At 72.0% G+C, this 26,544-nt stretch carries 21 protein-coding genes; 12 read left to right on the forward strand and 9 right to left on the reverse strand.

The window, feature by feature from the left end; genetic code table 11:
- Positions 1-70: 70 nt before the first annotated feature.
- Positions 71-1,699 carry a PucR family transcriptional regulator gene (locus M2157_RS30410; RefSeq protein ID WP_280866766.1) on the reverse strand — a complete coding sequence of 543 codons (1,629 nt, stop codon included), beginning with the start codon at positions 1,697-1,699 and terminating at the stop codon, positions 71-73.
- Between the two features lie 112 nt (positions 1,700-1,811).
- Here M2157_RS30410 and speB point away from each other — a divergent pair, with 112 nt between their 5' ends.
- Together speB and M2157_RS30420 are read left to right on the forward strand one after the other, a co-directional pair.
- Positions 1,812-2,780 carry an agmatinase gene (speB, locus tag M2157_RS30415; RefSeq protein WP_057609657.1) on the forward strand — a complete coding sequence of 323 codons (969 nt, stop codon included), beginning with the start codon at positions 1,812-1,814 and terminating at the stop codon, positions 2,778-2,780.
- Positions 2,777-4,459, forward strand: coding sequence for a thiamine pyrophosphate-binding protein (locus tag M2157_RS30420; protein ID WP_280866767.1), 1,683 nt, complete (start codon positions 2,777-2,779; stop codon positions 4,457-4,459). Before speB ends, M2157_RS30420 begins: the two co-directional genes overlap by 4 nt.
- A gap of 7 nt (positions 4,460-4,466) precedes the next feature.
- Here the strand turns inward: M2157_RS30420 and M2157_RS30425 are convergent, their stop codons facing one another.
- Together M2157_RS30425 and M2157_RS30430 are read right to left on the reverse strand one after the other, a co-directional pair.
- The gene (locus tag M2157_RS30425; RefSeq protein WP_280866768.1) at positions 4,467-5,273 is read right to left on the reverse strand and encodes an endonuclease; all 807 of its coding nucleotides are present in this window, start codon (positions 5,271-5,273) and stop codon (positions 4,467-4,469) included.
- A 189-nt stretch (positions 5,274-5,462) separates the two neighbouring features.
- Entirely contained in the window at positions 5,463-7,667 is a 2,205-nt protein-coding gene (locus M2157_RS30430; protein ID WP_280866769.1) for a glycosyltransferase family 39 protein, read from the reverse strand.
- Between the two features lie 143 nt (positions 7,668-7,810).
- Between M2157_RS30430 and M2157_RS30435 the strand changes: the two genes are divergently transcribed.
- The 5 genes from M2157_RS30435 (at position 7,811) to M2157_RS30455 (ending at position 15,538) form a co-directional block, all read left to right on the forward strand.
- Entirely contained in the window at positions 7,811-8,653 is an 843-nt protein-coding gene (locus tag M2157_RS30435) for a serine hydrolase (RefSeq protein ID WP_280866770.1), read from the forward strand.
- Positions 8,654-8,701: 48 nt separating this feature from the next.
- Positions 8,702-9,727: an esterase-like activity of phytase family protein gene (locus tag M2157_RS30440; protein WP_280866771.1), complete on the forward strand. Its 1,026-nt coding sequence runs from the start codon at positions 8,702-8,704 to the stop codon at positions 9,725-9,727.
- 93 nt (positions 9,728-9,820) lie between these two features.
- A complete protein-coding gene (locus tag M2157_RS30445) occupies positions 9,821-13,525 on the forward strand; it encodes an ABC transporter ATP-binding protein (RefSeq protein ID WP_280866772.1) in 3,705 nt (1,234 codons plus the stop codon).
- A gap of 73 nt (positions 13,526-13,598) precedes the next feature.
- Positions 13,599-13,988, forward strand: a complete 390-nt coding sequence (locus M2157_RS30450; RefSeq protein ID WP_280857778.1) for a hypothetical protein — start codon at positions 13,599-13,601, stop codon at positions 13,986-13,988.
- A 110-nt stretch (positions 13,989-14,098) separates the two neighbouring features.
- Positions 14,099-15,538, forward strand: a complete 1,440-nt coding sequence (locus tag M2157_RS30455) for a S28 family serine protease (RefSeq protein ID WP_280866773.1) — start codon at positions 14,099-14,101, stop codon at positions 15,536-15,538.
- Positions 15,539-15,562: 24 nt separating this feature from the next.
- Here the strand turns inward: M2157_RS30455 and M2157_RS30460 are convergent, their stop codons facing one another.
- Positions 15,563-16,204 (reverse strand): hypothetical protein, encoded by a 642-nt coding sequence (locus M2157_RS30460; RefSeq protein WP_280866774.1) that lies wholly within the window; start codon positions 16,202-16,204, stop codon positions 15,563-15,565.
- 133 nt (positions 16,205-16,337) lie between these two features.
- On the reverse strand, positions 16,338-18,122 hold the full coding sequence (locus tag M2157_RS30465; RefSeq protein ID WP_280866775.1) for a glycoside hydrolase family 3 protein: 1,785 nt from the start codon (positions 18,120-18,122) through the stop codon (positions 16,338-16,340).
- 371 nt (positions 18,123-18,493) lie between these two features.
- Here M2157_RS30465 and M2157_RS30470 point away from each other — a divergent pair, with 371 nt between their 5' ends.
- The 3 genes from M2157_RS30470 (at position 18,494) to M2157_RS30480 (ending at position 20,739) form a co-directional block, all read left to right on the forward strand.
- Positions 18,494-18,751, forward strand: coding sequence for a hypothetical protein (locus tag M2157_RS30470; protein ID WP_266527989.1), 258 nt, complete (start codon positions 18,494-18,496; stop codon positions 18,749-18,751).
- A gap of 61 nt (positions 18,752-18,812) precedes the next feature.
- The gene (aroA, locus tag M2157_RS30475) at positions 18,813-20,078 is read left to right on the forward strand and encodes a 3-phosphoshikimate 1-carboxyvinyltransferase (protein WP_280866776.1); all 1,266 of its coding nucleotides are present in this window, start codon (positions 18,813-18,815) and stop codon (positions 20,076-20,078) included.
- 7 nt (positions 20,079-20,085) lie between these two features.
- The gene (locus M2157_RS30480) at positions 20,086-20,739 is read left to right on the forward strand and encodes a GNAT family protein (RefSeq protein WP_280866777.1); all 654 of its coding nucleotides are present in this window, start codon (positions 20,086-20,088) and stop codon (positions 20,737-20,739) included.
- Here M2157_RS30480 and M2157_RS30485 read toward each other — a convergent pair.
- Positions 20,734-21,693 carry a LysR family transcriptional regulator gene (locus M2157_RS30485; protein ID WP_280866778.1) on the reverse strand — a complete coding sequence of 320 codons (960 nt, stop codon included), beginning with the start codon at positions 21,691-21,693 and terminating at the stop codon, positions 20,734-20,736. The genes M2157_RS30480 and M2157_RS30485 overlap by 6 nt on opposite strands.
- A 51-nt stretch (positions 21,694-21,744) precedes the next feature.
- On the opposite strand from M2157_RS30485, the gene M2157_RS30490 reads away from it, so the two are divergent.
- Positions 21,745-22,323, forward strand: a complete 579-nt coding sequence (locus M2157_RS30490; RefSeq protein WP_280866779.1) for an alpha/beta hydrolase — start codon at positions 21,745-21,747, stop codon at positions 22,321-22,323.
- On the opposite strand, the gene M2157_RS30495 is transcribed toward M2157_RS30490, so the two are convergent.
- Positions 22,307-23,542: an MFS transporter gene (locus M2157_RS30495; protein ID WP_280866780.1), complete on the reverse strand. Its 1,236-nt coding sequence runs from the start codon at positions 23,540-23,542 to the stop codon at positions 22,307-22,309. The genes M2157_RS30490 and M2157_RS30495 overlap by 17 nt on opposite strands.
- 75 nt (positions 23,543-23,617) lie before the next feature.
- A complete protein-coding gene (locus tag M2157_RS30500) occupies positions 23,618-25,027 on the reverse strand; it encodes a PLP-dependent aminotransferase family protein (RefSeq protein WP_280866781.1) in 1,410 nt (469 codons plus the stop codon).
- Positions 25,028-25,104: 77 nt separating this feature from the next.
- On the opposite strand from M2157_RS30500, the gene M2157_RS30505 reads away from it, so the two are divergent.
- Complete coding sequence (locus M2157_RS30505) at positions 25,105-25,308, forward strand: hypothetical protein (RefSeq protein WP_280866782.1); 204 nt, start codon at positions 25,105-25,107, stop codon at positions 25,306-25,308.
- 38 nt (positions 25,309-25,346) lie between these two features.
- Here the strand turns inward: M2157_RS30505 and M2157_RS30510 are convergent, their stop codons facing one another.
- Positions 25,347-26,147, reverse strand: coding sequence for a sugar phosphate isomerase/epimerase family protein (locus M2157_RS30510; protein WP_280857766.1), 801 nt, complete (start codon positions 26,145-26,147; stop codon positions 25,347-25,349).
- Positions 26,148-26,544 lie beyond the last annotated feature (397 nt).

Consider the following 26,544-nt stretch of genomic DNA (forward strand, 5'->3'; position numbering starts at 1 on the left):
GTCTCCCATTCTGATGCACGCCTTCACGGGATCGCCGCGCATCCCGCACGCTGGGACGCGGGTCACGTGATCATGGTCGCCGCAGGGCGAACCACAGCTCCATCCGTACGTCCGGGTCGTCCAGGTCCAGCTCCAGCAGCGCCGCGCACTTCGCGATCCGCTGCCGCACGGTGTTGCGGTGCACGTCCAGCGCGACCGCCGTCCGGTCCCAGCTGCCGTGCAGGGACAGCCAGGTGCGCAGGGTATCGGTGAGGGCGGGGGTGGCGTCGAACCGAGCCAGCAGCGCCCGGGCATGTGCCTCGGCGTCCGCCTCCGGCACCAGGTCGGCGAGGGCGGGACGGGCCCCGTACCGGACCAGCCCGGCCCGGGTCGCACGGGCGCGGGCCAGCGCACGGCCCGCCTGGACGTCGGCGGCGGCCCACTCCCGCGGTCCGGCGACGGCACTGACCCCCAGCGTCCACCCCGGCTGCGGGGCCGGTTCCGGATCGGCGGGCAGCAGCACCCGTACGACCTCCCGCGCCACGTCCACCAGCGGCGACCCGAGCGCCGCGCCCAGCGCGGAGGCGGCGACGGGGTCGGGAGCGGCGAGGGTGTCGGGCCGGGCGTGCACGACGACCCACCGCTCGCCACCGAGGAGCGGGGCCACGTCCTGAGCGGGGGCGCCCAGCAGCAGCCGTACCAGAGCGGACGAGCGCGCCGCCCCCGACCCGCTCTGATGCTCACCGGTGAGCAACGACAGCAGCACGGCGGCGACCGACGCGATCGTGTGGTCGCCGTGATCCCGCTGCGGGGCGCCGAGGCCGAGCACGAAGCCGTGCCCGGCGCCGAGGGAGTAGGCGGCGAGGTGGACGCCGGCGACGGTGTCAGTGGCCGAGGCGGGGGAGGCGGGCGCGGAGCGGCCGGGCCCGGCGGAAGTGACCGGCCCGGATGGCGCTGATCCGGCGGAAGCGACCGGCCCAGTCGGCGCTGATCCGGCGGAAGCGACCGGCTCAGTCGGCGCTGATCCGGCGGGCGGAGCCGTGGCCGTCGGCCGGACGATGCGCGCCAGTCCCGCCAACGCCTCCCGCACTTCCCGGGCCTCGGGTCCCCCTGCGGCCCGCGCCCGCTCAGCCCCCCGCCCGGCCACCGCGACCTCCGTTCCGTCCGGCCCGTACAGCACCGCCCACCCGCCGACCCGCTGTGCCAGCTGCCGCAGTACCGACGGCACCGGGTCGGGGCGGGACGCGGCCGCTGCCAGACTCTGCTGGGCCTCGGTGACGCGTCGCAGTTCCGCGTGGCGGGCCTGGGCCATCAGCTGCCAGACCGCGCGGGCCACAGCGGAGAAGGTGGTCCGGGGCGGGACCTCGATCAGGGGCAGTTCGAAGGCGTCGCAGGCCGCGACCAGGGCGCGCGGGACCGTGTCGTGCACCGGGGCCACCCCGAAGCCGAGGGCCGCGCCGCCCGCCGCGACGATACGGGAGACATAGTCGTCGAAGTACGTGCCCGAGCCCGCCGCCTCCGGGATGTGCACCCCCGCCGTCAGCAGCAGCTCACCGCCCAGCAGATACGGATACGGGTCCGCCATCTCCGAAGTGTGCGCCCAGTGGACGACCGCGGACGGATCCGCGGGCCCCGCGATCTGCCGCAGCCCGAGATCCTCACGGGCCAGCAGCGCGGCCAGCGGGACCGGTGGGGTCGGTGGGACGGCCGGGTCCGGCATGGTGGACGTTCCCTCCATCCAGTACCGCTCGAATGGATGAAACGTACACTTCGCAGCCGCTTTCCGGCCACCTAGTGTCGACGGGCAGACGACAGAAGGAAGGCCTACGACCATGAGCTCCCCCGAGACCCCCCGCGGCCCCGTCGACTCCTCCCGCATCCCGCGCTACGCCGGCCCCGCGACCTTCGCCCGGCTGCCGCGCCTCGACGAGGTCGGGCGGGCCGAGGTCGCCGTCGTGGGTGTGCCCTTCGACTCGGGTGTCTCGTACCGGCCGGGCGCCCGCTTCGGCGGCAACGCGATCCGTGAGGCGTCCCGGCTGCTCAGGCCCTACAACCCGGCGCAGGACGCGTCCCCCTTCGCGCTGGCGCAGGTGGCGGACGGCGGCGACATCGCCGTGAACCCGTTCGACATCAACGAGGCCGTCGAGACGATCGAGGCGGCCGCGGACGACCTCCTCGGCACCGGCGCCCGCCTGATGACCCTGGGCGGCGACCACACCATCGCCCTCCCGCTGCTCAGGTCCGTCGCGAAGAAGCACGGCCCGGTCGCCCTGCTGCACTTCGACGCCCACCTCGACACCTGGGACACCTACTTCGGCGCCGAGTACACGCACGGGACGCCGTTCCGGCGGGCGGTCGAGGAGGGGATCCTGGACACCTCCGCCCTCTCCCACGTGGGCACCCGCGGGCCGCTGTACGGCAGGCAGGACCTCACCGACGACGAGAAGATGGGCTTCGGCATCGTGACGTCCGCGGACGTCATGCGGCGGGGTGTGGACGAGATCGCCGACCAGCTCCGTCAGCGCGTCGGCGACCGTCCGCTCTACATCTCCATCGACATCGACTGCCTGGACCCGGCGCACGCGCCCGGCACGGGCACCCCCGAGGCGGGCGGCATGACCTCCCGCGAGCTGCTGGAGATCCTGCGCGGTCTGGCATCGTGCAACCTGGTGTCGGCGGACGTCGTCGAGGTGGCCCCCGCGTACGACCACGCGGAGATCACGTCGGTGGCGGCCTCCCACACCGCCTACGAACTGACCACGATCATGTCCCGCCAGATTGCAGAGGCCCGCGCGCAGTGACTCACGACCACGACCTGGTGCTCCGCCCGACCGCCGCCCAGACCGAGGCCGCGCTGAACCCGCCTCCCGGCCGCAGCGGCGGAGACCTGGTCGTGGAGACGCTGGCCGCGCTCGGCGCGACGACCGTCTTCGGTCTGCCCGGCCAGCACGCGCTCGGCATGTTCGACGCGCTCCGGCGGTCCGACCTGCGCTACATCGGCCTGCGGGTGGAGAACAACGCGGGCTTCGCGGCGGACGCGTACGGCAGGATCACGGGGGAGGCGGCGCCGCTGCTGCTGTCGACCGGCCCCGGCGCGCTGACGTCCCTGGCCGCTCTTCAGGAGGCGGCCGCGGCCTCGGCGCCGGTCCTGGCGATCAGCAGCCAGATCCCGTCCGCCGGTCTGGGCGGCGGCCGGCACGGCTATCTGCACGAACTCCCGGACCAGTCGGCCTCGTTCAGGGGCGTGGTGAAGTCGGTGCACACCGTCCGCGCCCAGTCTCAGATCCCCTCCGCGATCGAGGCGGCCTGGAAGTCGGCACTGACCGCCCCGCACGGCCCGGTGTGGGTGGAGATCCCGCAGGACGTGCTGCTGTCCCCGACGCTGATCCCCGTGGTGACGGGCGGCGACGCCTTCCCCGAGGAGCTGCCTCCGCGCCCCGAACTCACCGCGGTGGCGGCCGACCTGCTGTCGAACGCGGCCCGGCCGGCGATCATCGCGGGCGGGGGAGTGGTACGGGCGGACGCGTCCGGCAAACTGCGACAGCTGGCGGAGACGCTCCAGGCCCCGGTGGTCACCACCCCCGGCGGCAAGGGCGCCTTCCCCTGGACGCACCCCCTGTCCCTCCAGTCCTGGATCGAGGACCGCCACACCACGGACTTCCTGGAGGACGCGGACGTCCTCCTGGTGGTCGGCTCGGGGCTGGGCGAACTCTCCTCGAACTACCACACGTTCAAGCCGCGAGGCCGGGTCGTGCAGATCGAGGCGGACCTCGGCAAGCTGGAGTCCAACCACCCCGCGCTGGGCATCCACGCGGACGCCCGACTGGCGTTGCAGGCGCTGCTGGAGACGGTGTCACCGAGGGAGGACACGGAGGCCGCCGAGCGGGTCCGTACCGTCCTCGCGAAGGTCTCCGACCGTATCGCCGCCCAGGAACTCACCCTGGAACAGGAGCTGTTGGCGTCGGTCCGCAGGGCCCTTCCCGCCGACTCCCCGTCCTTCTGGGACATGACGATCCTGGCGTACTGGGCCTGGTCCGCCTTCGACGCCAAGGGCCCCAACCACATGCACTCGGCCCAGGGCGCCGGCGGCCTCGGCTACGGCTTCCCCGCGGCCCTGGGCGCTGCCGTGGCCGACCCGACCCGCCCGGTCCTGGCGGTCTCCGGCGACGGCGGCGCCCTGTACTCCGTCGCCGAACTCGCCACGGCCCGCCAGTACGACCTGAACGTCACCTGGCTGATCGTCGACGACGGCGGCTACGGCATCCTGCGCGAGTACATGACGGACGCCTTCGGCCAGGCCACGGCGACGGAACTGTCCCGTCCCGACTACGTGGCACTGGCCGAGTCCTTCGGCGTCCCCGGGGTCCGTACGACCCCCGGGAACCTCGCGGACGACCTGTCGAAGGCGCTCGGCTCACCGGGGCCCTCGGTGGTCGTCCTGCCGGCGCTGCTGCGGATGTTCGCACCCACGCACCGGTAGGACGCTCCTACCAGATCGCCTCGACCCACTCCGGGTGGTCGATGAACGGGTTGCGGTTGTGCTGGTAGGTGTCGTAGATGACCTGGTTGCGCCGCTCCTCGAAGGCGCTCGGCGGGTCCGCCTCGTTCCAGGCCTTGAGGACGGCGAGCTTGCCCATGTACGGGTTGCTGCCGTTGCCGACCTTCTCGTTGGGCTCCAGGTCGGGCCAGCCGTCGTCGCCCTCGTAGCGGACAGCCATGTAGAGGATGATGCGGGCCACGTCGCCCCGGTCCGCGGCGCGCGGCGCGAAGGAGTCGGAGTCGACGGTGCTGCCGCCGCCGTTGGTGACGGTGCTGCCGCCGTTGTCGAAGTCCAGGTTGCCGCGGGTGCTGTTGATCGTCACGTCGCAGGCGCGCAGGTGGTGCAGGTCCGTGCCGGGGCCGATCGCCTCGCCGAAGTCGCCGTGGGACTTGGCCCAGGTGTGCTCGCGGTTCCAGTCGCCGACGTCGCCCCCGTTGAGGGACTTGCTGCGCGAGACGCCGCTGTACAGCAGGATCACGTTGCTGCTGTTGTTCGGGTCCTGGTCGGTGACCTTGAGCGCGTCCCAGACCGCGGAGTACGAGATCTTCGAGACGTTGGCGCTGATGATCGTGTGCAGGGAGGACTTCAGGGTCGTGCCCGTCTTGCCGACCGCGTTCTTGTAGTACGTGGTGTCGTACGCGGTCGTCGTGGCGGCGGCCGGGGTCGTGGTCACGACCGGGGCGGCGAGCCCGACCAGCACGGCGGCGGTGGTGAGCGCCACCGACTTCCAGCTGCGGATGCGTGTCGCCAGCATGAGGGGGGTCCCATCTACGCGGGTTGAATGGAGGCGGCAGATGGGAGCGTGACATGGACATGCGACCGTGTAAATGGATGGCGCGTGTCCATTAGGTGACCTGAAACGGCAAATCGGGCCTTGTCTACGCGAGTTGACACGCCGAGCGGCCCCCGACGCGTGATCGGGGGCCGCATTACCGGGACTTGGTCAGCCGACGTCCGACGGGTCCAGGCGGTAGACGGTCGACGTGCTCGTACCCGAGCTCGAAGTCGAGCTCTTGCTCGTGGTGTAGTCGCTCTCCTTCACCGCCGTGCCGTTCTTCTGCACCCAGCTGGTGATCTCCTGGCTGAGGCTGCTGTTGCCGCCCATTCCGCCGCCGCCGAGCTGGATGTAGTGCAGCTCGCCCTTCTTCACCAGCTCCTTGAGCCTGGCGAGGGTCATCGCCTTGTCGGTGCCGGTGAAGCCCCACATGGAGATGACGGGCTTGTGCGTGCTGAGGATCAGCTGTCCGGCGCTCTGCGAATTGGACACCGCGAGCAGCCACTTGGCGCCGTCCTGGTGCTTCTCCAGGTACGAGATCAGCGCACTGTCGACGCTGCCGCCCATGCCGCCGCCACCGCCACCGGGGCCACCGGTCATGCCGCCGGTGCCGCCGGGCGCCGTGCCCCCGCCCGGGAGTTCCCCGGTGGTGCCGCCGGGTGACGCGCCGCCCTGCGGGAGCTCACCGGTGCCGCCACCGGGCTGCATCTGACCGCCGCCGTTGCCGCCGGGGAACTCCCCGCCCGCCCGGCCGCCCTGCTGGGTACCGTCCTGCCCGCCACCGGGGCCACCGCCGTTGCCGCCGGAGCCGCCCCGGCCGCCACCGCCGCCGGGACCGCCCATGCCGCCACCGGTCGACGGACCCGCCGTCGGGTTGGTGCCGCCCATGCCACCGCTGGCGGTGGAGAAGGCCGGCGAGGCGGCGTACGCCGTCGGGCCCGCGAGGGCCGCCACGATCGCCGCGACGACGGACACGCCGAGCAGCCGCGCCCTGGTGCCGGAACCCGCCGTACGGAAGACGAACAGGCCCACGATCGCGAGGACCATGACCACACCGACGACCGGCCACAGCCAGGTGTTCCAGCCGGTGGCCCGGCGCAGCAGCACGATCGCCCAGACGCCGGTGACCGCGAGCCCGGCCGGCAGCACCCAGGACCAGCGGGCGTCACCGCCGCGGAAGGCGCGCCACAGCATGACGCCGCCCGCGCCGGTCAGCGCGGCGATGCCCGGGGCGAGCGCGGTCGTGTAGTACGGGTGCATGGTGCCCTCCGCCATCGCGAAGGTCAGGTAGTGCAGCACCAGCCAGCCGCCCCACAGGACGAGCGCGGCGCGGGTGGCGTCGGTGCGCGGGGCCCGGCCGCACAGCACCAGACCGGCGACGAGCGCGAGGAACGCGAAGGGGATCAGCCAGGAGATCTGGCCGCCGAGGATGGCGTTGAACATCCGGCCGAGGCCCGCGGTGCCGGCGAAGGTGCCGCCCCCGCCGCCACCGCCTCCGCCGTTGCCCTCGCCGCCCAGGACCCGACCCAGGCCGTTGTAGCCCATGATCAGGTTCCAGGCGGAGCCGTCGGTCGAACCGCCGATGTAGGGCCGGTCGTCGGCGGGCACCAGCGAGACCGCCGTCGCCCACCAGAAGCTGGAGACCGCCAACGCCACCGCCGCGAGGGCCAGGTTGACGACCTTCCGCCTCCAGCCGAGCCGCGACGCGTACACGTACACCGCGAAGACGGCGGGCAGGGCGATGTAGCCCTGGAGCATCTTGGTGTTGAAGGCGAGCCCGAAGAGGACCGCGGAGCCGATGAGCGGCAGCAGCCCGTCGGTGCGCACCGCGCGCAGCGCGAGGGCCGCGCCACCGACCATCAGCAGGACGAGGAGGGTGTCTGGGTTGTTGTCCCGGTTGATCGCGACGGTGATCGGGGTCAGCGCGAGGACGAGCGCGGCGATCGCGGCCGCCGCGTGACCGAACACCCGCTTCACGGAGGCGTGCAGGATCCAGATCGTGCCGAGGGCGGCCGCGATCTCGGGCAGCATCATCTGCCAGGTGCCGAAGCCGAAGACCCGGCACGACAGCCCCATGATCATCAGCGCGAACGGCGGCTTGTCGACGGTGAGGAAGTTCCCCGCGTCGAGCGACCCGAAGAACCAGGCCTTCCAGCTCTGCGTACCGCTGTAGATCGCGGAACTGTAGAAGCTGTTCAGGCCGGACCCGGACAGGTTCCAGCTGTAGAGGACGCCGGCCAGGACCAGGATCGCGAGCAGCGCGGGCAGCGACCAGCGCGGGGCCTTGTCCGGGGATGCCGCGGGCGGGGCCGGTGGCGGCCAGTCGGCGGACACGGGCTCGGTGTGGGGATGGGGATCGGTGGCAGATGTCACCCGGGCATCGTGCAAAGGGGGCTTGGGTGAGGGCTGTGACGTACCTGGCTCCATCCTGTGAAATCGCCACGGGTTGAGTAACGACTCGCACAACCATTCCCCATGCGTACAACCATTCACCCGAACCCGAGAGTCAACTGGGCATGACTCGGGGGATAGCAAGACACGCGAAATGGATCGCGGCGGGCGCGCTGGCCGCGTGCGTCGCCGCCGCCACGCCGGCCGCCGCCGCGACCGCACCGGCCGTCAGCTGCACGTCCGCGAAGGCGGGCCTCGCCGACAAACTGAAGCGGGACATCACGTCCGCCCTCTCCAACCGCTCCGGCACGATCGCCGTGGGCCTCTACGACCGCACGACCAAGACGACCTGCACCCTCCGCTCCTCCACCGCCTACGACTCCGCGAGCGTCGTCAAGGTGACCGTCCTCGCCACGCTGCTGTGGGACGCGAAGAAGCACAACAGGTATCTGACCGACCGTGAGAGCACCCTCGCCAAGGCCATGATCACCAAGTCGGACAACGACGCGACCAGCAAGCTGTGGCGGCAGCTCGGCCTGACGAAGATCAAGGGCTTCCTCACCGCGGCCGGCATGACCCAGACCAAGCCCGGGGCGAACGGCTACTGGGGCCTGACCCAGATCACCGTCACCGACGAGCAGAAGCTGCTCAAGCTCGTCACCGCGAAGAACACGGTCTTGAGCGACAACGCCCGTGCCTACATCCTGAAGTTGATGGGCCAGGTCATCTCGTCACAGCGCTGGGGCACACCGTACGGCGCCGGTTCGGGCATCTCCTGGCACGTCAAGAACGGCTGGCTGCAGCGCTCCACCCACGGCTGGCGGGTGCACAGCGTCGGCACCTTCAAGGGCGGCGGCCACGACTACATGATCACGGTGCTCACCCACGGCAACAGCACCATGAACTACGGCATCACCACGATCCAGGGCGTCGCGAAGGTCATCCACCGGGATCTCGCGCCGAGCTGACGCCTGCCGGACGCCCGTACGTCACCGGCCCGCCCTACGGTGACGGCCATGCAGCTGAGAACCGTACTCGCCACCACCACCGCGGCCCTGACGGCGGCGGCCTGTCTCGCGGCCACAGGCCCGGCGCAGGCCGCCGCGCCGGTGAGCCACGCCTGCTCCCCGTCCGTCTCCCTCGACCGCTTCTCCGACGCGCTCGACAAGACGACGTACGACGGCACCTTCGTCGGCAACCTCTCCGCGCTCGCAGTGGACGGGGACGGCTCGCTCGCCGCCCTCTCGGACCGCTCCTCGCTGTTCTCCCTGGACGCGAAGACCCTCGCGCCGAAGGCGGTCGTCCCGCTCGTCGACGAGAAGGGCGCCGCGCTGGACTCCGAGGGCCTGGTGATGGACCGGGACGGCACCCGGCTGATCACGTCGGAGACCGAGCCGTCGATCCGCCGCTACAGCACCGACGGCACGATCCTCGACCGCCTCCCCGTCCCGGTCTCCCTCCAGGTGGCCCCGGTGGGCCGCGCCACGTCGAACCAGACCTTCGAGGGCCTGACCCTCATGAACGGCGGCCGCACCCTGCTCGCCTCCATGGAGTACGCGCTCGCCGGCGACACGGCCGGCATCGTCCGGTTCCAGACCTGGCGGCGCCACCACGGCGGTTTCGAGCTCGCGGCCCAGTACGCCTACCGCACCGACGCCGCCTTCCTCGGCGTCCCGGAGGTCCAGGCCCTGCCCGACGGCCGCCTCCTCGTCCTGGAGCGCGGCTTCACCTCCGGCGTCGGCAACACGGTCCGCCTCTACCTGGCCGACCCCCGCCACGCCACGGACACGAGCGGCGTCGAGAACCTGACGGGCCAGTCCGGCGCGCGACTGATCAAGAAGACCCTGCTCACGGACATGGCGAGCTGCCCGACGCTGGGCGCGACGGCCAAGCAGCCCCAGCCGAACCCGCTCCTCGACAACATCGAGGGCATGGCCGTCACAGGCGTGAGCAAGGGCCGCCTCGAGGTCCTCCTGGTCAGCGACGACAACCAGAACGCGGTGCAGACGACCCGGTTCTACTACCTGAGGGTGCGGGTCTGATCTCCGAAGATGTTGCGGAGGGATGAAATCCGCTTAATTTCGCGTTGGTGCCTTCCGGTAGATCAGGTCGAGGGACAAACCGGAGGGCACCGCGTGGAACCGCAACGGGGATGGGCACGACGACTGGCCGGGTACGCCTGGCGTTACCCCAAGGACGTCGTCCTCGCTCTGGGCTCATCCCTCGGCGGCATGGCCGTCATGGCGATCGTCCCCCTGATCACCAAGGTGATCATCGACGACGTCATCGGCGACCACACCCGGGACATGGCCCCCTGGGCCGGCGCCCTGATCGTCGCCGCGATCCTCGTCTACGTCCTCACCTACATCCGCCGCTACTACGGCGGCCGTCTCGCCCTCGACGTCCAGCACGACCTCCGCACGGAGATGTTCGGCACGATCACCCGCCTCGACGGCCGCCGCCAGGACGAGCTGTCCACGGGCCAGGTCGTCGGCCGGGCCACCAGCGACCTCCAGCTGATCCAGGGCCTGCTCTTCATGCTCCCGATGACGATCGGCAACTTCGCCCTCTTCCTGATCTCCCTGATCGTGATGGCCTGGCTGTCGATCCCGCTCACCCTGGTCGCCCTGGCGGTGGCCCCGGCCCTGTGGTGGATCGCGAGGCGCTCCCGCTCCAAGCTGCACCCCGCCACCTGGTACGCCCAGGCCCAGGCCGCCGCCGTCGCGGGCGTGGTCGACGGCGCCGTCAGCGGCGTACGCGTGGTCAAGGGCTTCGGCCAGGAGGACCAGGAGACCGGGAAGCTCAGGGAGGTCGGCCGCCGCCTCTACGCGGGCCGCCTGCGCACGATCCGCTTCAACTCGAAGTACACCCCCGCCCTCCAGGCCGTCCCCGCCCTCGGCCAGGTCGCGATGCTGGCCGTCGGCGGCTGGCTCGCGGTCCGCGGTCACATCACGCTCGGCACCTTCGTCGCCTTCTCCACCTACCTCGCCCAGCTCGTCGGCCCGGTCCGCATGCTCGCCATGGTCCTCACGGTCGCCCAGCAGGCCCGCGCCGGCACCGAGCGCGTCCTGGAGCTGATCGACACCGATCCGTACCTGAAGGACGGCACCAAGGAACTCCCCGCCGACGCCCCGGCCACCGTCGAGTTCGACGACGTCAGTTTCGGCTACGACCATGAGCGCCCGGTTCTCGACGGCCTCAGCTTCGAGATCCGCGCCGGCGAGACCCTCGCGGTCGTCGGCTCCTCCGGCTCGGGCAAGTCCACCGTCTCCCTGCTCCTGCCGCGCTTCTACGACGTCACCCACGGCGCCGTACTCATCGGCGGCCACGACGTCCGCGAGCTCACCCTGGACTCCCTGCGGGCCGCGATCGGCCTGGTCCCCGAGGACTCCTTCCTCTTCTCGGACACGGTCCGGAACAACATCGCGTACGGCCGTCCCGAGGCGACGCAGGAGGAGGTCGAGAAGGCCGCCCGCGCCGCCCAGGCGGACCGTTTCATCGCCGAGCTGCCCGAGGGCTACGACACCACGGTCGGCGAGCACGGCCTCACCCTCTCCGGCGGCCAGCGTCAGCGCGTCGCGCTCGCCCGCGCGATCCTCACCGACCCGCGCCTGCTCGTCCTGGACGACGCCACCTCCGCCGTGGACGCACAGGTCGAGCACGAGATCCACGAGGCCCTGAAGCAGGTCATGGAGGGCCGCACCACCCTCCTCATCGCCCACCGCCGCTCCACCCTGAACCTCGCCGACCGCATCGCCGTCCTGGAGAACGGCCGCCTCGCCGACCTCGGCACCCACGAGGAGCTCCAGCACCGCTCGTCCCTCTACCGCCGCCTCCTCACCGACCCCGACGGCCTCGGCGGCGTCTCCCCGGGCCACGCCCGGCCGGTCGCCGTACAGGAGGACACCTCCGTACGCGACGAGCTGGACGCCGAGTTCGACGCCGAGCGCGGAGTCACCCCCCGTCTGTGGACCGGTGACCGCGAGCCCAAGGACACGGCTCTGGCCGGCACCCCGGCCACCCCCGAACTCCTCGCCGAGGTCGACGCGTTGCCCCCGGCGACGGACACCCCCGACATCGACGAGGCACGCGCGGTCACGCCCGAGGAGTCGTACGGCCTGCGACGGCTGCTGCGGGGCTTCGGCCGCCCGCTGCTGATCAGCCTGGGCCTGGTCGCCGTGGACGCCGGCATGGGCCTGCTGCTCCCGGTGATGATCCGGCACGGCATCGACGACGGCGTCACGCGGATGGCCATGGCCGCGATCTGGACGGCGACCGCGCTCGCTCTGCTCTCGGTCCTCGTCCAGTGGGTGGCCCAGATCGGCGAGACCCGGATGACCGGACGCACCGGCGAACGGGTCCTGTACTCCCTGCGGCTGAAGATCTTCGCCCAGCTCCAGCGGCTCGGACTCGACTACTACGAGCGGGAGCTGACGGGCCGGATCATGACGAGGATGACGACGGACGTCGACGCCCTCTCGACCTTCCTGCAGACCGGCCTGGTCACCGCGTTCGTCTCGGTCGTCACCTTCTTCGGCATCATGGTCGCCCTGCTGGTGATCGACGTACAGCTGGCGCTGGTCGTCTTCGCGACGCTCCCGCCGCTGATCATCGCCACCTACTTCTTCCGCAAGGCGAGCGTGAAGGCGTACGAACTCGCCCGTGAACGCGTCTCGCTGGTCAACGCCGACCTCCAGGAGTCGGTGTCCGGGCTGCGGATCGTGCAGGCCTTCCGCCGGGAGCGGGACGGCGGGGCGCGCTTCGCGGAGCGCAGCGACAGTTACCGCCAGGCCCGCACCCGGGGCCAGTGGCTGATCTCGATCTACTTCCCCTTCGTCCAGCTGCTGTCCTCGGTGGCCGCCGCGGCCGTGCTGATCGCGGGCGCGGGCCGGGTGGACGCGACGACCCTGACGACCGGCGCCCTGGTGGCCTACCTCCTCTACATCGACCTGTTCTTCGCCCCGGTCCAGCAGCTCTCCCAGGTCTTCGACGGCTACCAGCAGGCGACCGTCTCCCTGGGCCGCATCCAGGAGCTGCTCCGGGAACCGACGTCCACGAAGGCGGCCGAGGAGCCCCTGGACGTCCTGTCGTTGCGGGGTGAAGTGGCCTTCGAGAACGTGCACTTCGCGTACGGGGACGACGAGGAGGCCCTCGGCGGCATCGACCTGAAGATCCCCGCCGGTCAGACGGTCGCGTTCGTCGGCGAGACGGGTGCGGGCAAGTCCACCGTGGTCAAGCTGGTGGCCCGGTTCTACGACCCGACGGGCGGCCGGGTGACGGTCGACGGCACGGACCTGCGCGCCCTGGACCTGACCTCCTACCGCCACCGCCTCGGCGTGGTCCCCCAGGAGGCCTACCTCTTCCAGGGCACGATCCGCGACGCCATCGCCTACGGCCGCCCGGACGCCACCGACGCCGAGGTCGAGGCGGCGGCCCGCGCGGTCGGCGCCCACGAGATGATCGCCACGCTGGAGGGCGGCTACCTCCACGAGGTCGCCGAACGCGGCCGCAACCTCTCCGCGGGCCAGCGCCAGCTGATCGCACTGGCCCGGGCGGAACTGGTCGACCCGGACATCCTGCTCCTCGACGAGGCCACGGCAGCCCTGGACCTGGCCACCGAGGCCCTGGTCAACCAGGCCACCGACCGTCTCGCCGGCCGCCGTACGACCCTCGTCGTGGCCCACCGCCTGACCACGGCGGCCCGCGCTGACCGGGTCGTGGTGATGGCCCACGGCCGCGTGGTCGAGGACGGAACGCACGACGAGCTGCTCGCGCTGGACGGTCGGTACGCCGAGTTGTGGCGGACGTTCGTGGGGGAGCCGGTCGAGGTGTCCGGCTGACGGTCGTGCAACCGTCCGACATACGTTGTGCGTCCGTACACCTGTACGCCCAAGAGGTGCGGGAGGGACGGCAGTGAAGAGTGGAGCGATACGGCGGCTGGCGGTGGGACTGGCCGTGACGGCGGCGGCCGGGATGCTCGGGGTCGCCGTGCCGGGACAGGCGCATGCCGCGGCCTCGTCCTGCGAGGGGCGCAAGGTCAGGTCGTTCCCGTTCTCCACCGGCACCGTGGAGGTGTACAAGCGGCGCGGATACGTGTGCGCGATCACACTTCCCAAGCGCCCCGGGGTCCGGCAGCACATGAAGGTGAGTCTGCGGGCCTACGGGCTGCGGCCGGTCGAGGACGTGGGCCGGTACAAGTACCGGGCCGGTCCGGTCACCGTGCACGCCGGGCAGCGGAAGGTGTGGGTCAAGGGCGAGGTCGGCCGGGGCAAGTACGACTCGGACGGCTGGATCCGGCTCTGAGACAAAGGTTTCTCACAGGGTTTTCCCCATCAAGGCGTCACCTCCCCTGGTGCGGACCGGACTTGCGCCGCTAGCGTCCGGCGCACATCTGTACTCACAGGGGAGGGTGCATGCGCAAGGCGCTCAGATGGCTTCTCACGCTGGTCGTGCTCATCGGCACGGTCAGCACGGCAGGGGCGGCCACCGCCGCCGAGCCGGAGGCCGACGGCACCGGTGTCACCACCGACATCAAGGATCAGCTCCTCGCCGTCCCGGGGATGAGCCTGATCGAGGAGAAGCCGTACACCGGCTACCGCTTCTTCGTCCTGAACTACACCCAGCCGGTCGACCACCGGCACCCGTCCAAGGGCACGTTCCAGCAGCGGATCACCGTGCTGCACAAGGACGTCAGCAGGCCGACGGTCTTCTACACCGGCGGCTACAACGTCTCGACGAACCCGAGCCGCCGTGAGCCGACCCAGATCGTGGACGGCAACCAGGTCTCCATGGAGTACCGCTTCTTCACGCCCTCCCGGCCCGACCCGGCCGACTGGACCAAGCTGGACATCTGGCAGGCGGCCAGTGACCAGCACCGCATCTTCAAGGCGCTGAAGAAGATCTACTCGAAGAACTGGATCTCCACGGGCGGCTCCAAGGGCGGCATGACGGCCACCTACTTCGAGCGCTTCTACCCGCGCGACATGGACGGCGTCGTCGCGTACGTCGCCCCCAACGACGTGGTGAACAACGAGGACTCGGCGTACGACCGCTTCTTCGAGAAGGTCGGCACCCAGGAGTGCCGCGACCGGCTGAACGCGGTGCAGCGCGAGGCCCTGGTGCGGCGCGAGCCGCTGGAGAAGAAGTACGCCCAGTACGCGGCGGCGGAGGGCTTCACCTTCACCACCGTCGGCAGCCTGGACCGGGCCTACGAGGCGGTCGTCCTCGACTACGTCTGGGGCTTCTGGCAGTACAACCTGCTGGCCAACTGCGGTGACGACGAGCTGGTCCCGCCGGACGCGAAGACCGCGACCGACGACCAGATCTGGAACTCGATCGACACCGTCTCCGGGTTCTCCTTCTACACCGACCAGGGCCTGGAGCCGTACACGCCGTACTACTACCAGGCGGCCACCCAGCTCGGCGCCCCGACGATCCGCTTCCCGCACATCGAGAAGAAGTACATCCGCTACGGCTACCAGCCGCCGCGCAACTTCGTCCCGCGGGACATCCCGACGAAGTTCCAGCCGTACGCGATGCGGGACGTCGACAACTGGGTGCGGAACAACGCCCGGCACATGCTCTACGTCTACGGCCAGAACGACCCGTGGGGCGCAGAGCGGTTCCGCGTCGACAAGGGGGCGAAGGACGCGTACGTGTTCACCGCGCCCGGCATGAACCACGGGGCGAACGTCGCCGGTCTGGTCGCCGACCAGAAGGCGTTCGCCACGGCCAGGATCCTCGCCTGGGCGGGCGTCCCGGCCACGGCCGTGACCGAGGCGAAGCCGCTCGCGACGTTCGACAAGAAGCTGGACGTACGTGACGTGGAGCGCGAGCCCGCCCTGCGTCCGTAGTCCGCTCGCCGCGCCCGGCCGGGATCACAACGGCCGGGCGCAGCCCACCGGCTGAGCGCCGCCGAGCTGGACGTACAGGGCTGTCGACAGCGGGCACCGGCTGCGCTCGGCGACCGCCTTCACCACCTTGTACTGCGGTTTCTTCGCGCCCTTGCCGTCACACGCGGTCTCCCTGACCTGTCCGCTGCCCGAGCTGTACACGCAGTCGCCGACGATGGTCCGCGGTCCGCCCCCGCCGCCGGGGTCACCGGGGTGCGGCGGTTGCAGGTTGCGCATGCAGGCGTATCCCTGCGGCACCGCCCCGTCGCCGTCCTCGTCGGAGATCTGGCTCTGCTCGCTGATGTGCAGCACGAAGTCGGTGGTCGCCGGGCACGGCGGCCCGCCGGACGGGGTGCCGTCGTGCCGGGCCACGACCCGCGCCGCCGCCCGCTCACTGGTGCAGGGCACCTCGGTGAAACTGGCCTTGCCGAAGGAGCTGCACTCGTCGACCGCGAGGAACACCGCGCCGAAACCGGAGGCCCGGGTCGCGGTCGGCGACACCGAGGCCGTGGCGCCGGTCTTCTCGTCGCTCTCCCCGCCGGCCGCCGACTGTGTGCACCCCGTCAGCAGGGCGGCGAGCAGCGCCAGAAGCACGTACACCACCCCCGTGGACAACCTGTCGCGCATCACAATCCCCCCGCACTACCCCCACCGTCCAGCGTGACCGTCGCGGCGGGGCCACGCCAGACATGTGGGGTCCTTTGCGCCTTTCGGGGGTGATGTACGAGTTGCGAGTCGTACGGGAACTACGTCCCGTGGCCTATCGGCCGTACGACAGCCCGTACCCGACCGGGTACAGCACCTTCGCCGGATCGTCCGCCCGCTGTACCGGCACCGGCAGCCTCCCGCGCGGTGCCGCCTCTCCGGCGATCACCCGTGCCGCCGCCCGCAGTTCGACGTCGGTCCAGGAGTAGGCCGCCAGGTATGCCGGGACAGTGGGCAGTTGGGCCACGTCGTAAGGGTTGCGGATCGCGACCGCCACCACCGGACTCCCGGTCGCCACGAGCTGCTCTACGAGTGTCTTCTGGGCGGCCGTGATGTTGTACGTCCCCACGATCACCGCGTCCGCGTCCTGTGCGGCGGCGACGGCCCGGGCGACGGTGGCCGCCGAGGGGGCCGTACCGGTCGGCAGGGCGGTGGCCGTGAAGCCCAGTTCGGTGAACGCGGCGGCGAGGACCCCGGTCGGCGGGCCCGTCGTACCGGAGGGGGAGGCGGGGTCGGCGCCCACCACGAGCAGCCTGCGGTGGGTGCGGCGGTTCAGGGGCAGCAGCCGCCTCTCGTTGACCAGCAGGGTGGTCGTCCGCTCGGCGATCCCGTCGGCCGCGGCGAGGTGGGCCGGGGTGCCGACGGTCCGGGTGACGCCGCCGTGGCTGACGTACGGCTCCTCGAAGAGCCCCAGCCGGGCCTTGAGCCGCAGGATCCGCAGGATCGACTCGTCCAGCCGCGCCTCGGTGAGCTCACCGTCCTGTACGGCCTTCAGGACGGCGTTCCACGCCACGTCCAGGGAGGGCGGGTTGAGGAGCTGGTCGACGCCGGCCTTGAGGGCGAGGACGGGGACGCGGTCGTCGCCGTACTTCGTGCGGACGCCCTCCATGCCGAGGGAGTCCGTGACCACGACCCCGTCGTAGCCGAGTTCGCCGCGCAGGATGCCGGTGAGGATCGAGTGGGAGAGGGTGGCCGGGTCGCCGGAGGCGTCGAGGGCCGGGAACTGGATGTGCGCGGTCATGATCGAGTCGATGCCGGCGCGGATCGCGGCCCGGAAGGGGACGGCGTCCAGCTTCTCCCACAGTTCCCGGCTGTGGGTGATGACCGGGAAGCCGTAGTGGCTGTCGACGGCGGTGTCCCCGTGCCCCGGGAAGTGCTTGGCGGTCGCGGCGACCCCGGCGCCCCGGTACCCGGCGACCTCGGCGGCCACCAGCCCGGCGACCGCGTCGGCCTCGGAGCCGAAGGAGCGGACGCCGATGACGGGGTTGGCCGGGTTGACGTTGACGTCGGCGACGGGGGAGTAGTTCTGCCGGATGCCGATGGCTCGCAGTTCCTGCCCCGCGATCCGGCCGAGCGTGCGGGCGTCCTTGCGCGCGCCACCCGCACCGATCGCCATGGCGCCCGGGAAGAGGGTGGCGGGTTCGCCGACCCGGCACACGATCCCGTGCTCCTGGTCGGTGGAGATGAGGACGGGCAGTCCGCGCGGCTGTCGCAGTGACGCGTGCTGGATACCGTTGGACAGGTCGGCGATCTGGTGCGGACCACGGGTGTTGTGCGCCCAGGTGAAGTAGATGATCCCGCCCACCCGGTACCTGGCGATCATCTCGGCGGCCGTACGGACGCCGATCTCCTTGAGGTTGGCGTCGATGTCGGTCTGGTCGGGGGCGGTGGCGGAGTGGCCGTAGACCCGCATCACGAAGAGCTGGCCGACCTTCTCCTCGAGCGTCATACGGGAGATGAGGGAGCGGAGTTTCTTGTCGTCGGCGTGTGCGGTCCCGCTGATGGCGAGTGAGGCGGCGACGCCTGCCGTGGCGGCGAGGACGGTACGTCTGGAGGGCACGTGCGCTCCTTCCGGAGGTGATCCGCTGAAGGAAACTTCCGAGGAGTCACCAATAACCGGGAAGTTTCTGCCAGTCAAGGGAGCGCACAGGAACCAGGGAGGGGCCGCCATCGGCGCAGTTGGAGGGGGGCGCGCCGATGACGGCGTGCTGCCGGCCGCAGTACGGAGGAGAGGGTTGGTCAGCGTTCGCAGCCAGCAGCGAGGCCGACGCCGTACCACGGTGACTCTCCGGCAGCTTGCGCATTGGACGAGCGGCGGCGGGGCGGGGTTCCCGGCTGCGGCCGGATTTCCCCAAGTTGGTGTGGCCGGGGTCAACGGGACGTATGAGCCGACATATTGGGCCGGCCACACCCCCGGCGTAGGGTCGGTGCATGAGCCAGTTGCTGCCGCTCCTGACCGTCCTCGCCGGTCTTGCCGTGACCTTGGCCCTCTTCGCCCTGCTGGCCCGCCACGTCCGCCGCCGCGGGACGGCGGGCGGGGCCCTGCGCGGGGCGATGGCGGCGCACGACGAGGCGTGGCACGGGACGGCGGCCGACTCGTACTACGAGCTCCAGGTCCAGACGGACCGCAAGGCGCCGCTGCCGGACGACCGGTGGAAGCGGGGGCCACGCTCCGGGCGTCGCGTCTGAGACGGGGTCCACCCCGTGGACGTCCCGGCGTCGGAGGTGGTCGTGGGCGATCATGAGGGGCATGCCCGCCGACACGCCCGCCCCGCAGTCCCTCTCCCTCCCCGGCTCGAAGTCCATCACCGCCCGGGCCCTCTTCCTGGCCGCCGCGGCCGACGGAGTGACCACCCTCGTACGTCCCCTCCGCTCGGACGACACGGAGGGCTTCGCCGAGGGTCTGGTGCGGCTGGGCTACCGGGTGGGCCGTACACCGGACGCGTGGCAGGTGGACGGCCGCCCGCAGGGACCGGCGGTCGCCGAGGCGGACGTGTACTGCCGTGACGGCGCGACGACCGCCCGCTTCCTGCCCACCCTGGCCGCGGCCGGCCACGGTACGTACCGCTTCGACGCCTCGCCCCAGATGCGCAGGCGTCCCCTGCTGCCGCTGTCCCGTGCGCTGCGCGACCTGGGCGTGGACCTGCGGCACGAGGAGGCAGAGGGGCATCATCCGCTGACGGTGCGGGCGGCGGGCGTGGAGGGCGGCGAGGTGACGCTGGACGCGGGCCAGTCCTCCCAGTACCTCACCGCACTCCTGCTGCTGGGCCCCCTGACCCGCCGGGGACTGCGCATCCGCGTCACGGACCTGGTGTCGGCGCCGTACGTCGAGATCACCCTCGCGATGATGCGGGCGTTCGGGGTGGAGGTGGCGAGGGAGGGTGACGTCTTCGTGGTCCCGCCGGGCGGCTACCGCGCCACGACCTATGCGATCGAGCCCGACGCGTCCACCGCGAGCTACTTCTTCGCGGCGGCGGCGGTGACCCCGGGCGCCGCGGTGACGGTCCCGGGCCTGGGTACGGGCGCGCTCCAGGGCGATCTCGGCTTCGTGGACGTACTGCGGCGGATGGGGGCGGAGGTGTCCGTCGGCGCCGCGGCCACCACGGTCCGGGGCACCGGCGAACTGCACGGTCTGACGGTCAACATGCGGGACATCTCGGACACGATGCCGACACTCGCGGCGATCGCCCCCTTCGCCTCCGCCCCGGTCCGCATCGAGGACGTGGCGAACACACGGGTGAAGGAGTGCGACCGCCTGGAGGCCTGCGCGGAGAACCTGCGGCGGCTGGGCGTGCGGGTGGCGACGGGCCCGGACTGGATCGAGATCCAACCGGGCGCCGCTCCTTCGGCCGACACGCGCATCACGACGTACGGCGACCACCGCATCGTCATGTCCTTCGCGGTCACCGGCCTTCGGGTACCGGGAATCTCGTTCGACGACCCCGGATGCGTACGCAAGACTTTCCCCGGTTTCCATGAGGCGTTCGCCGAGCTGCGAAGGACCATCGGGGGTTGAAGAGGCGTTGAGTTTCCAGCTGGAAGGGCCGGTCCTGGCAGGCGAGTTGGTGCGCCTGGAACCGCTGGACCACGGGCACACGGCGGACCTGGCCGTGGCGGCGGAGGAGAACCGCGGCACGTACGAGTTCACCTGGGTGCCAAGAGCCGACGAGGTCGGTGACTACGTCGACGCGCAGCTCGCGCGGGCGGCGACGGGGAAGCTCGCGCCGTATGCGCAGGTGTCGGTCGCGACGGGGCGGGCGGTGGGGGCCACGTCGTACTGGGAGCCGCGGTGCTGGCGGTCGGAGGACCGGCTCGACGCCGTGGAGGTCGGGTTCACCTGGCTGGCGGGCTCGGCACAGGGGACGGGCATCAACGCCGAGGCCAAGCTGCTGCTCTTCCGGCACGCCTTCGAGGAGTGGGGCGTCGCCCGCGTCGATCTGAAGACGGACGCCCGCAACGAACGCTCGCGGGCCGCGATCCAGAGCGTCGGCGCCCGTTTCGAGGGCGCCCTGCGGAACTGGTCGCGCTCCTGGGCCCCCGGTGAGGACGGACGGCTGCGGGACTCGGCGATCTTCTCCATCACGGCGCAGGAGTGGCCGCAGTGCCGCAAGCGGTTGGAGGAGCGGGTGGCGGGGTTCCGCTCCCGGGGTTCGACGATCACACCGTCCGGCTCATAGGGCCCGCTGCTGACCCCGACCGGTCAACTCCAGGCCCGAGCGCCGTAGTTGGTCCAGGACCGTCGCCAGCACCGGATCTCCCTCCGCCCCCGTCCGCACCGCCGCGAAGACGTGCCGGGACGGGGGCGTCCCGTCCTCCGTCGTCAGCAGCGCCAGGTCGCGGTGGGCGTATACCGGGCGGACCAGGCGGGGGACCAGCGCCACTCCCTGGCCCGCCTCGACCAGCGCCGCCAGCGCACCCCAGTCGCTCACCGCGTGCCGGATGTCCGGGGTGAACCCGGCCGCCGCGCACACCGACCGCGCCACCGCGCCCACGCAACTGCGGGCGTCCCCCACGACCCATGCCTCCTCGGCCAGTTCGCGCAGGTCGACGCGCTCACGCCCGGCCAACCGGTGGCCGGCCGGGACGGCGATGTCCATCACGTCGGTGAACAGCTCGGTGCGGCTGTAGCGGGCGTCCGTGTGCGGGGGCGCCGCCGCGAAATGCACCGCCACGGCCACATCGACCTGGCCCCCGTCCAACGCCGTGAACAGGTCCGGCGGTTCGGACTCCACCACGTCGACCCGGACCTGAGGCAGACGATCGGCCAGCGCCCGCAGCACGTCCGGCAGCAGGCCGAGGATCCCGCTCGACAGACAGCCGATCGTCACCGACCCCCGCCCGCCCTCTCCGTACGCCCCCAAGTCGGCCCGCGCCCGCTCCAGTTGGGCCGCGATGGCGTCGGCGTGAGCCAGCAGCACACGCGCCTGACCGGTCAGCCGCACGCCTCGGCCGTCCTTCTCCGTCAGCGGTACGCCCGTCTCGCGGGCCAGCGCCGCGATCTGCTGCGACACGGCGGACGGGGTGAGGTGCAGGGCCGCCGCCGTCCTCGCCAGACTGCCCCGGCGCTGGAGCTCGCGCAGCACGGTCAGCCGACGCAGGTCGATGGTGAAGGGTTCGCTTACCTGTTCCACAGAGAAAGATTAACTGGACCTGCGTATCGGTGATCGGAAACCATCGACGCCATGACCGCCTACCTGATCCTCCACGGCTGGCAGAACCACCGGCCCGACGACCACTGGCAGCACTGGCTCGCCGACCGCCTCACCGACCTCGGCCACCACGTCACCTACCCCCAGCTGCCCGACCCCGACGACCCCGACCTCGACACCTGGCTCACCGAACTCGCCCGGCATCTCGGTGGACTGCCCGCCACCGGTGAGCGTGTCGTCATCGCGCACAGCGCCTCCGCCCTGCTGTGGCTGCACGCCGTCGCACGCGGGCTCGTGCGGCACGGCTCCGCCGACCGCGTGCTGCTCGTCGCCCCGCCCTCCGCGTCCGTCGTCGGACACCATCCGGAGGTCGCCGAATTCGCCGCGCCCGCCCTGGGGTTCACCCTCCCCGGGCCCACCCGCCTGGTCGCCGGCGACGACGACCCGTACTGCCCGGAAGGGGCCCGCGAGACCTTCGGCGAACCGCTCGGCATCCCCGCCGACATCCTCCCCGGCGCCGCCCACCTCGACCTGGACGCCGGCTACGGCTCCTGGCCCGCCGTACTGGACTGGTGTCTGGACCCGGATGCCCGGATCACACCTCGTCCGTAGCCGGAACCGCCCGCAACTCCGGTGTGCTCGCCCCGACATAGCCCACCGCCGCCACACACAGGAGACCGCCCGTGATCAGCGCCGTCACGCCCGAGCTCCAGCCCGCGAGCAGACCGCCGCGCAGGTTGCCGAGGTGCGGGCCCGCCTGGCCGACGATCGTCTCGGCGGCCGTGACCCGGCCGAGCAGGGCGTCGGGGGTGCGGGTCTGGACGATGGTGGTGCGGGACAGGACGGCGAGGGCGTCCGCCGCGCCGGCCAGCGCCAGGATGCCGAGTCCCGCCCAGGCACTGGTGGTCAGGCCGAACAGCGCGAGGGCCGCGCCCCAGGTCGCCGACGCGCACAGCATCACCGGGCCGGGGCGGGCCAGTCGGGTGACCGGGCCGGAGAAGACCGTCGCGGCGACACCGCCCACGGCGAGCGCGGACAGGAACAGGCCGAGCGTGCGCGGGTCGCCGCCGAAGCGCTCCTCGTTGACCAGCGGAAACAGGCTCACCGGCATGGACAGGACGGTGGCGGCCAGATCGGTCAGCAGCGCGCCGCGCACCACCCGGTGGCCGGTCAGAAAGCGCAGCCCGTCCAGGACACCGTGCAGACCGGGGCGGGACTTCTCGCCCTCGGGCGGCAGCGCGGGCAGGCCGTAGGCGCCGTAGAAGGACATCGTGAAGCTCAGGGTGTCCAGGAGGTAGCAGACGCCGATGCCCCACCAGCCGAGCACGACCCCGGCGACGGCCGGGCCGACCAGCATCATCGCCTGGCCGGTGACCTGCTGGAGCGCGAGACCGGCGGCCACCTGCTCCCGGGGCAACAGACGCGGCACGAACACGCCGGCGGCGGGCGCGCCGAGCGCGGCGAAGGAGGTCTGTGCCGCGACCAGCAGCAGGACGACGGCCACCGGCGCGTGCCCCGCGAAGCCCTGCACGGCCAGCAGCAGGGAGCAGACCGCCGAGCCGACGGTGCCCGTGAGGTAGACCCGGCGCCGGTCGGCCCGGTCGACCCAGGCGCCCGCGAACAGGCTCACCCCGACCATCGGCACCGCCTGCGCGACCCCGACCGCGCCGCTCCAGATCGTGCTGTGGGTCATGTCCCAGACCTGGTACATGACGGTGACCATGGTCATGAAGGTGCCGAGCGTGGACACCGTGCGCCCGAACAGCAGCCGCCGGAAGACCGGGGAGGTGCTCAGCGGCCGCACATCGAGGAACGTACGGCTGAGACTCATGACAGGGGGACCGGGGCAGGGGCGGGCTGATGCACCCCGGGACGGTAACCGGGCGCCCCCGCCCCGGCCACCGAATTACCGGCTCTCCTCGATCGCCGCACGGAGCTGCCCCACCGCCTGCTTCACCATGCCGTCGGCGAGGTTGCCGTAGCCGAGGACCAGGCCGTGGCCGGCGTGGTCCCCGGTGGCGTGATAGGCGGCGAGGTCGGCGACGGACAGCGACCGGGCGGCCGCCGCCCTGACCACGGCAGCGGTGTCCACGGAGTTCGGCAGCCGGAGGATGAGGTGGAGCCCGGCCGCGATGCCGGACACCGGGGCGTCGGGCAGCTGTTCGGCGAGGGTCCGCACGAGCGTGTCGCGCCGGTCGCGGTAGCGCTGTCGGCAGGCCCGCAGGTGGCGGTCGTAGGCACCCGACTCCAGCAGGTCGGCGAAGGCGAGCTGGTCGAGGACCGGGGGATGGGTCGCCGCCTGGTCGATCCGGTGCAGGATGTCGGTCCAGCGCGAGGGCGCCACCACCCATCCGATGCCGAGCGCTGGGGACAGGGTCTTGCTCAGGGACTTCAACAGGACGACCCGGGACGGGTCCATGCCCTGCAGGGCCGCCACCGGGCGGCGGTCGTAGCGGAACTCCGCGTCGTAGTCGTCCTCCAGTACGACGCCGTCCACCCGGCGGGCCCAGTCGAGCAGCGCGGCCCGCCGCTCGGGCACGAGCACGGTGCCCAGCGGGAACTGGTGAGCCGGCGCGGCCAGCACGGCCCGCAGCCCGGAGTGTCCGGCGAGGTCGTCCACGCGCAGACCGCCGCCGTCCGTGCGCACGGGCACCGGCTCCAGACCGGCGGCGCGGATCACCTGGCGCAGCCGCGTCCAGCCCGGCTCCTCACAGCCGACGGCGGTGATGCCCTGGGAGCGCAGGGCACGGCAGACGCGCCGCACCCCGTCGGTCACGCTCGTGCACACCGTCACGTCCTGCGCCGTCGTCGAGACGCCACGGGAACGGCCCAGGTACTCGGCGAGCAGCCCCCTGAGCCGGGGGTGACCGCCGGGCGGCGGATAGCCGAACTCCGTGAACGCCGTGTTCGTCACCTGGGCGCGGACGGCCTCGGCCCACCGGCGGCGCGGGAAGGCCCGCAGATCCGGAAGGCCCGGCGCGAGGTCGAAACGGGCCTCGGGGGCCTTGCGGGTCACGGGACGTTCGACGCCGCCGTCCCGGTCGCCGGACCAGCGCACCCGGGTCGCGGAGCCGCTGCGGGCCTCCAGATATCCCTCGGCCACGAGCTGGCCGTACGCCTCGGTCACCGCCCAGCGGGAACAGCCGAGGTCACCGGCGAGCTGCCGGCTGGGCGGCAGGGCGCTGCCGATCTCGACCCGCCCGCTGCGGATCGCCGAGCGCAGCGCCCGCTTCACCCGTTCGTGCAAGGGGCCCTCGCCCGCCCGGCTCAGATCGATCAGGAGATCGCCCGCCAGATTGGTCTGTGATTCCCGCATGCCATTGGACGGTAGCAGCGGACCGTTTCTCCCTACCTTCGACAGTGAGCTTCGGCAGACACACGAAGGAGGACGCGATGACCGCACCGAGGAGTTCGCTGCCCGGCCAGGACCACCCGCTGTTCCAGGGCGTGTTCAGCGACTGGCAGGCGAAGGCCGGCGTCCTGTCCGCGCTGCCGGACGCACCGGTCGTCCCGGACGACTCCGGGCCCGGGACGGAGCGGCCGGTGTGGCACCGGCTGTGGCCCCGTCCGGGACGGCGAAGTCTCCGCCCTTCCTGATCGCTCGACCGCGCTCGACCACGCTTGTTCCGCTTCGCTTACGCCGAGTCGTTCAGGAGCCGCGCCAGGTGCTCGCGGCCCGCCCCCAGCAGCTCCTCCAGCGGCGCGGCCGCCTCGTACCACCGCTTCTCGTACTCCCAGCACAGCCAGCCGTCCCAGCCGTGCCGGGAGAGGACCTCCACGCACTCCGCGAGCGGCAGGACCCCGGAGCCGAGCGCGACCGGGGTGGTGTCGTCGGCCGACGCGATGTCCTTGACCTGGACGTATCCCAGGTACGGCCCGAGGGCCGCGTAGGTCTCGGAGGGCTGTTCGCCGCCGAGCCAGGTGTGCATGACGTCCCAGAGCGAGCCGACCTGGCGGTGCCCGACCGGGCCGAGCACGCGGATCGCGTCTGCGCCCGTGCGGTGCGAGTCATGGGTTTCGAGGAGGATGCGTACGTCGAGGTCGCCGGCGTACTCCGCGGCCGTACCGAGGCGCCGGGCGGCCGTGGCGTCGGCCTCCTCGCGGGACTGGTCGGATGCGGCGCCGGGGAAGACGCGCACGAAGCGGGCGCCGAGGTCGCGGGCGAGGTCCAGGAGCCGGTGGATCTCCTCCACGACGGGTTCGTCGTCGCCGGGCGCGGCCACGCGCGCGTACCCGGCGAGACCGAGGACCTCCACGCCCGCCGCCTTGAACTCGGCGACCGCGTCGGCCCGTTCGGCGAGCCCGATACCGGGGTGCACCGGCTCCTCCGGATGCGCGCGCAGTTCTACTCCGTGATAGCCGTGCGTGGTCGCGAGCCGTAGCACGTCGGTGAGGGGGAGGCCGGGGACACCGAGGGTGGAGAACGCCAGTTTCATGCGCCCTACTCTCGCCCCGTCGAGTCGGTGAGGTCCAGCCGGGCGGGTGGTGCCGGTGCGTGGCTGGGCCAATGGGCGGCTCAGGCACCTGGGTGGATGGGCCGCTGGGCTCTGCGCTGGTCGACCGACGGGGCCACGTCTTGGGCGCGAGTGGCTCAGCCGCTCATGGGCCGGCCGACCGAGCGGCTCCACGGTTGACAGCCCGCACCCGGCCCGCACCGGCCACACCGCTCACCGCGCCCGGCCGCGCCGGGCGAGCGGGCCGAGCCGCTCACCGCGCCCGGCCGCACCGGCCGCACCGCTCACCGCACCCGGCCGCACCGGGCGAGCGGGCCGAGCCGCTCACCGCACCCGGCCGCACCGCTCACCAGTTGACCGGCCGAGCCGATCCCAGGCC

The sequence above is a fragment of the Streptomyces sp. SAI-127 genome (assembly GCF_029894425.1).
Taxonomy (GTDB): Bacteria; Actinomycetota; Actinomycetes; order Streptomycetales; family Streptomycetaceae; genus Streptomyces.

Bases quoted from the DNA above. Each gene is read 5' to 3' on its own strand.
- M2157_RS30410 (WP_280866766.1), bottom strand. From the start codon at position 1,699: ATGCCGGACCCGGCCGTCCCACCGACCCCACCGGTCCCGCTGGCCGCG.
- speB (WP_057609657.1), top strand. From the start codon at position 1,812: ATGAGCTCCCCCGAGACCCCCCGCGGCCCCGTCGACTCCTCCCGCATC.
- M2157_RS30425 (WP_280866768.1), bottom strand. From the start codon at position 5,273: ATGCTGGCGACACGCATCCGCAGCTGGAAGTCGGTGGCGCTCACCACC.
- M2157_RS30435 (WP_280866770.1), top strand. From the start codon at position 7,811: ATGACTCGGGGGATAGCAAGACACGCGAAATGGATCGCGGCGGGCGCG.
- M2157_RS30440 (WP_280866771.1), top strand. From the start codon at position 8,702: ATGCAGCTGAGAACCGTACTCGCCACCACCACCGCGGCCCTGACGGCG.
- M2157_RS30455 (WP_280866773.1), top strand. From the start codon at position 14,099: ATGCGCAAGGCGCTCAGATGGCTTCTCACGCTGGTCGTGCTCATCGGC.
- M2157_RS30460 (WP_280866774.1), bottom strand. From the start codon at position 16,204: ATGCGCGACAGGTTGTCCACGGGGGTGGTGTACGTGCTTCTGGCGCTG.
- M2157_RS30470 (WP_266527989.1), top strand. From the start codon at position 18,494: ATGAGCCAGTTGCTGCCGCTCCTGACCGTCCTCGCCGGTCTTGCCGTG.
- aroA (WP_280866776.1), top strand. From the start codon at position 18,813: ATGCCCGCCGACACGCCCGCCCCGCAGTCCCTCTCCCTCCCCGGCTCG.
- M2157_RS30490 (WP_280866779.1), top strand. From the start codon at position 21,745: ATGACCGCCTACCTGATCCTCCACGGCTGGCAGAACCACCGGCCCGAC.
- M2157_RS30495 (WP_280866780.1), bottom strand. From the start codon at position 23,542: ATGAGTCTCAGCCGTACGTTCCTCGATGTGCGGCCGCTGAGCACCTCC.
- M2157_RS30500 (WP_280866781.1), bottom strand. From the start codon at position 25,027: ATGCGGGAATCACAGACCAATCTGGCGGGCGATCTCCTGATCGATCTG.
- M2157_RS30505 (WP_280866782.1), top strand. From the start codon at position 25,105: ATGACCGCACCGAGGAGTTCGCTGCCCGGCCAGGACCACCCGCTGTTC.
- M2157_RS30510 (WP_280857766.1), bottom strand. From the start codon at position 26,147: ATGAAACTGGCGTTCTCCACCCTCGGTGTCCCCGGCCTCCCCCTCACC.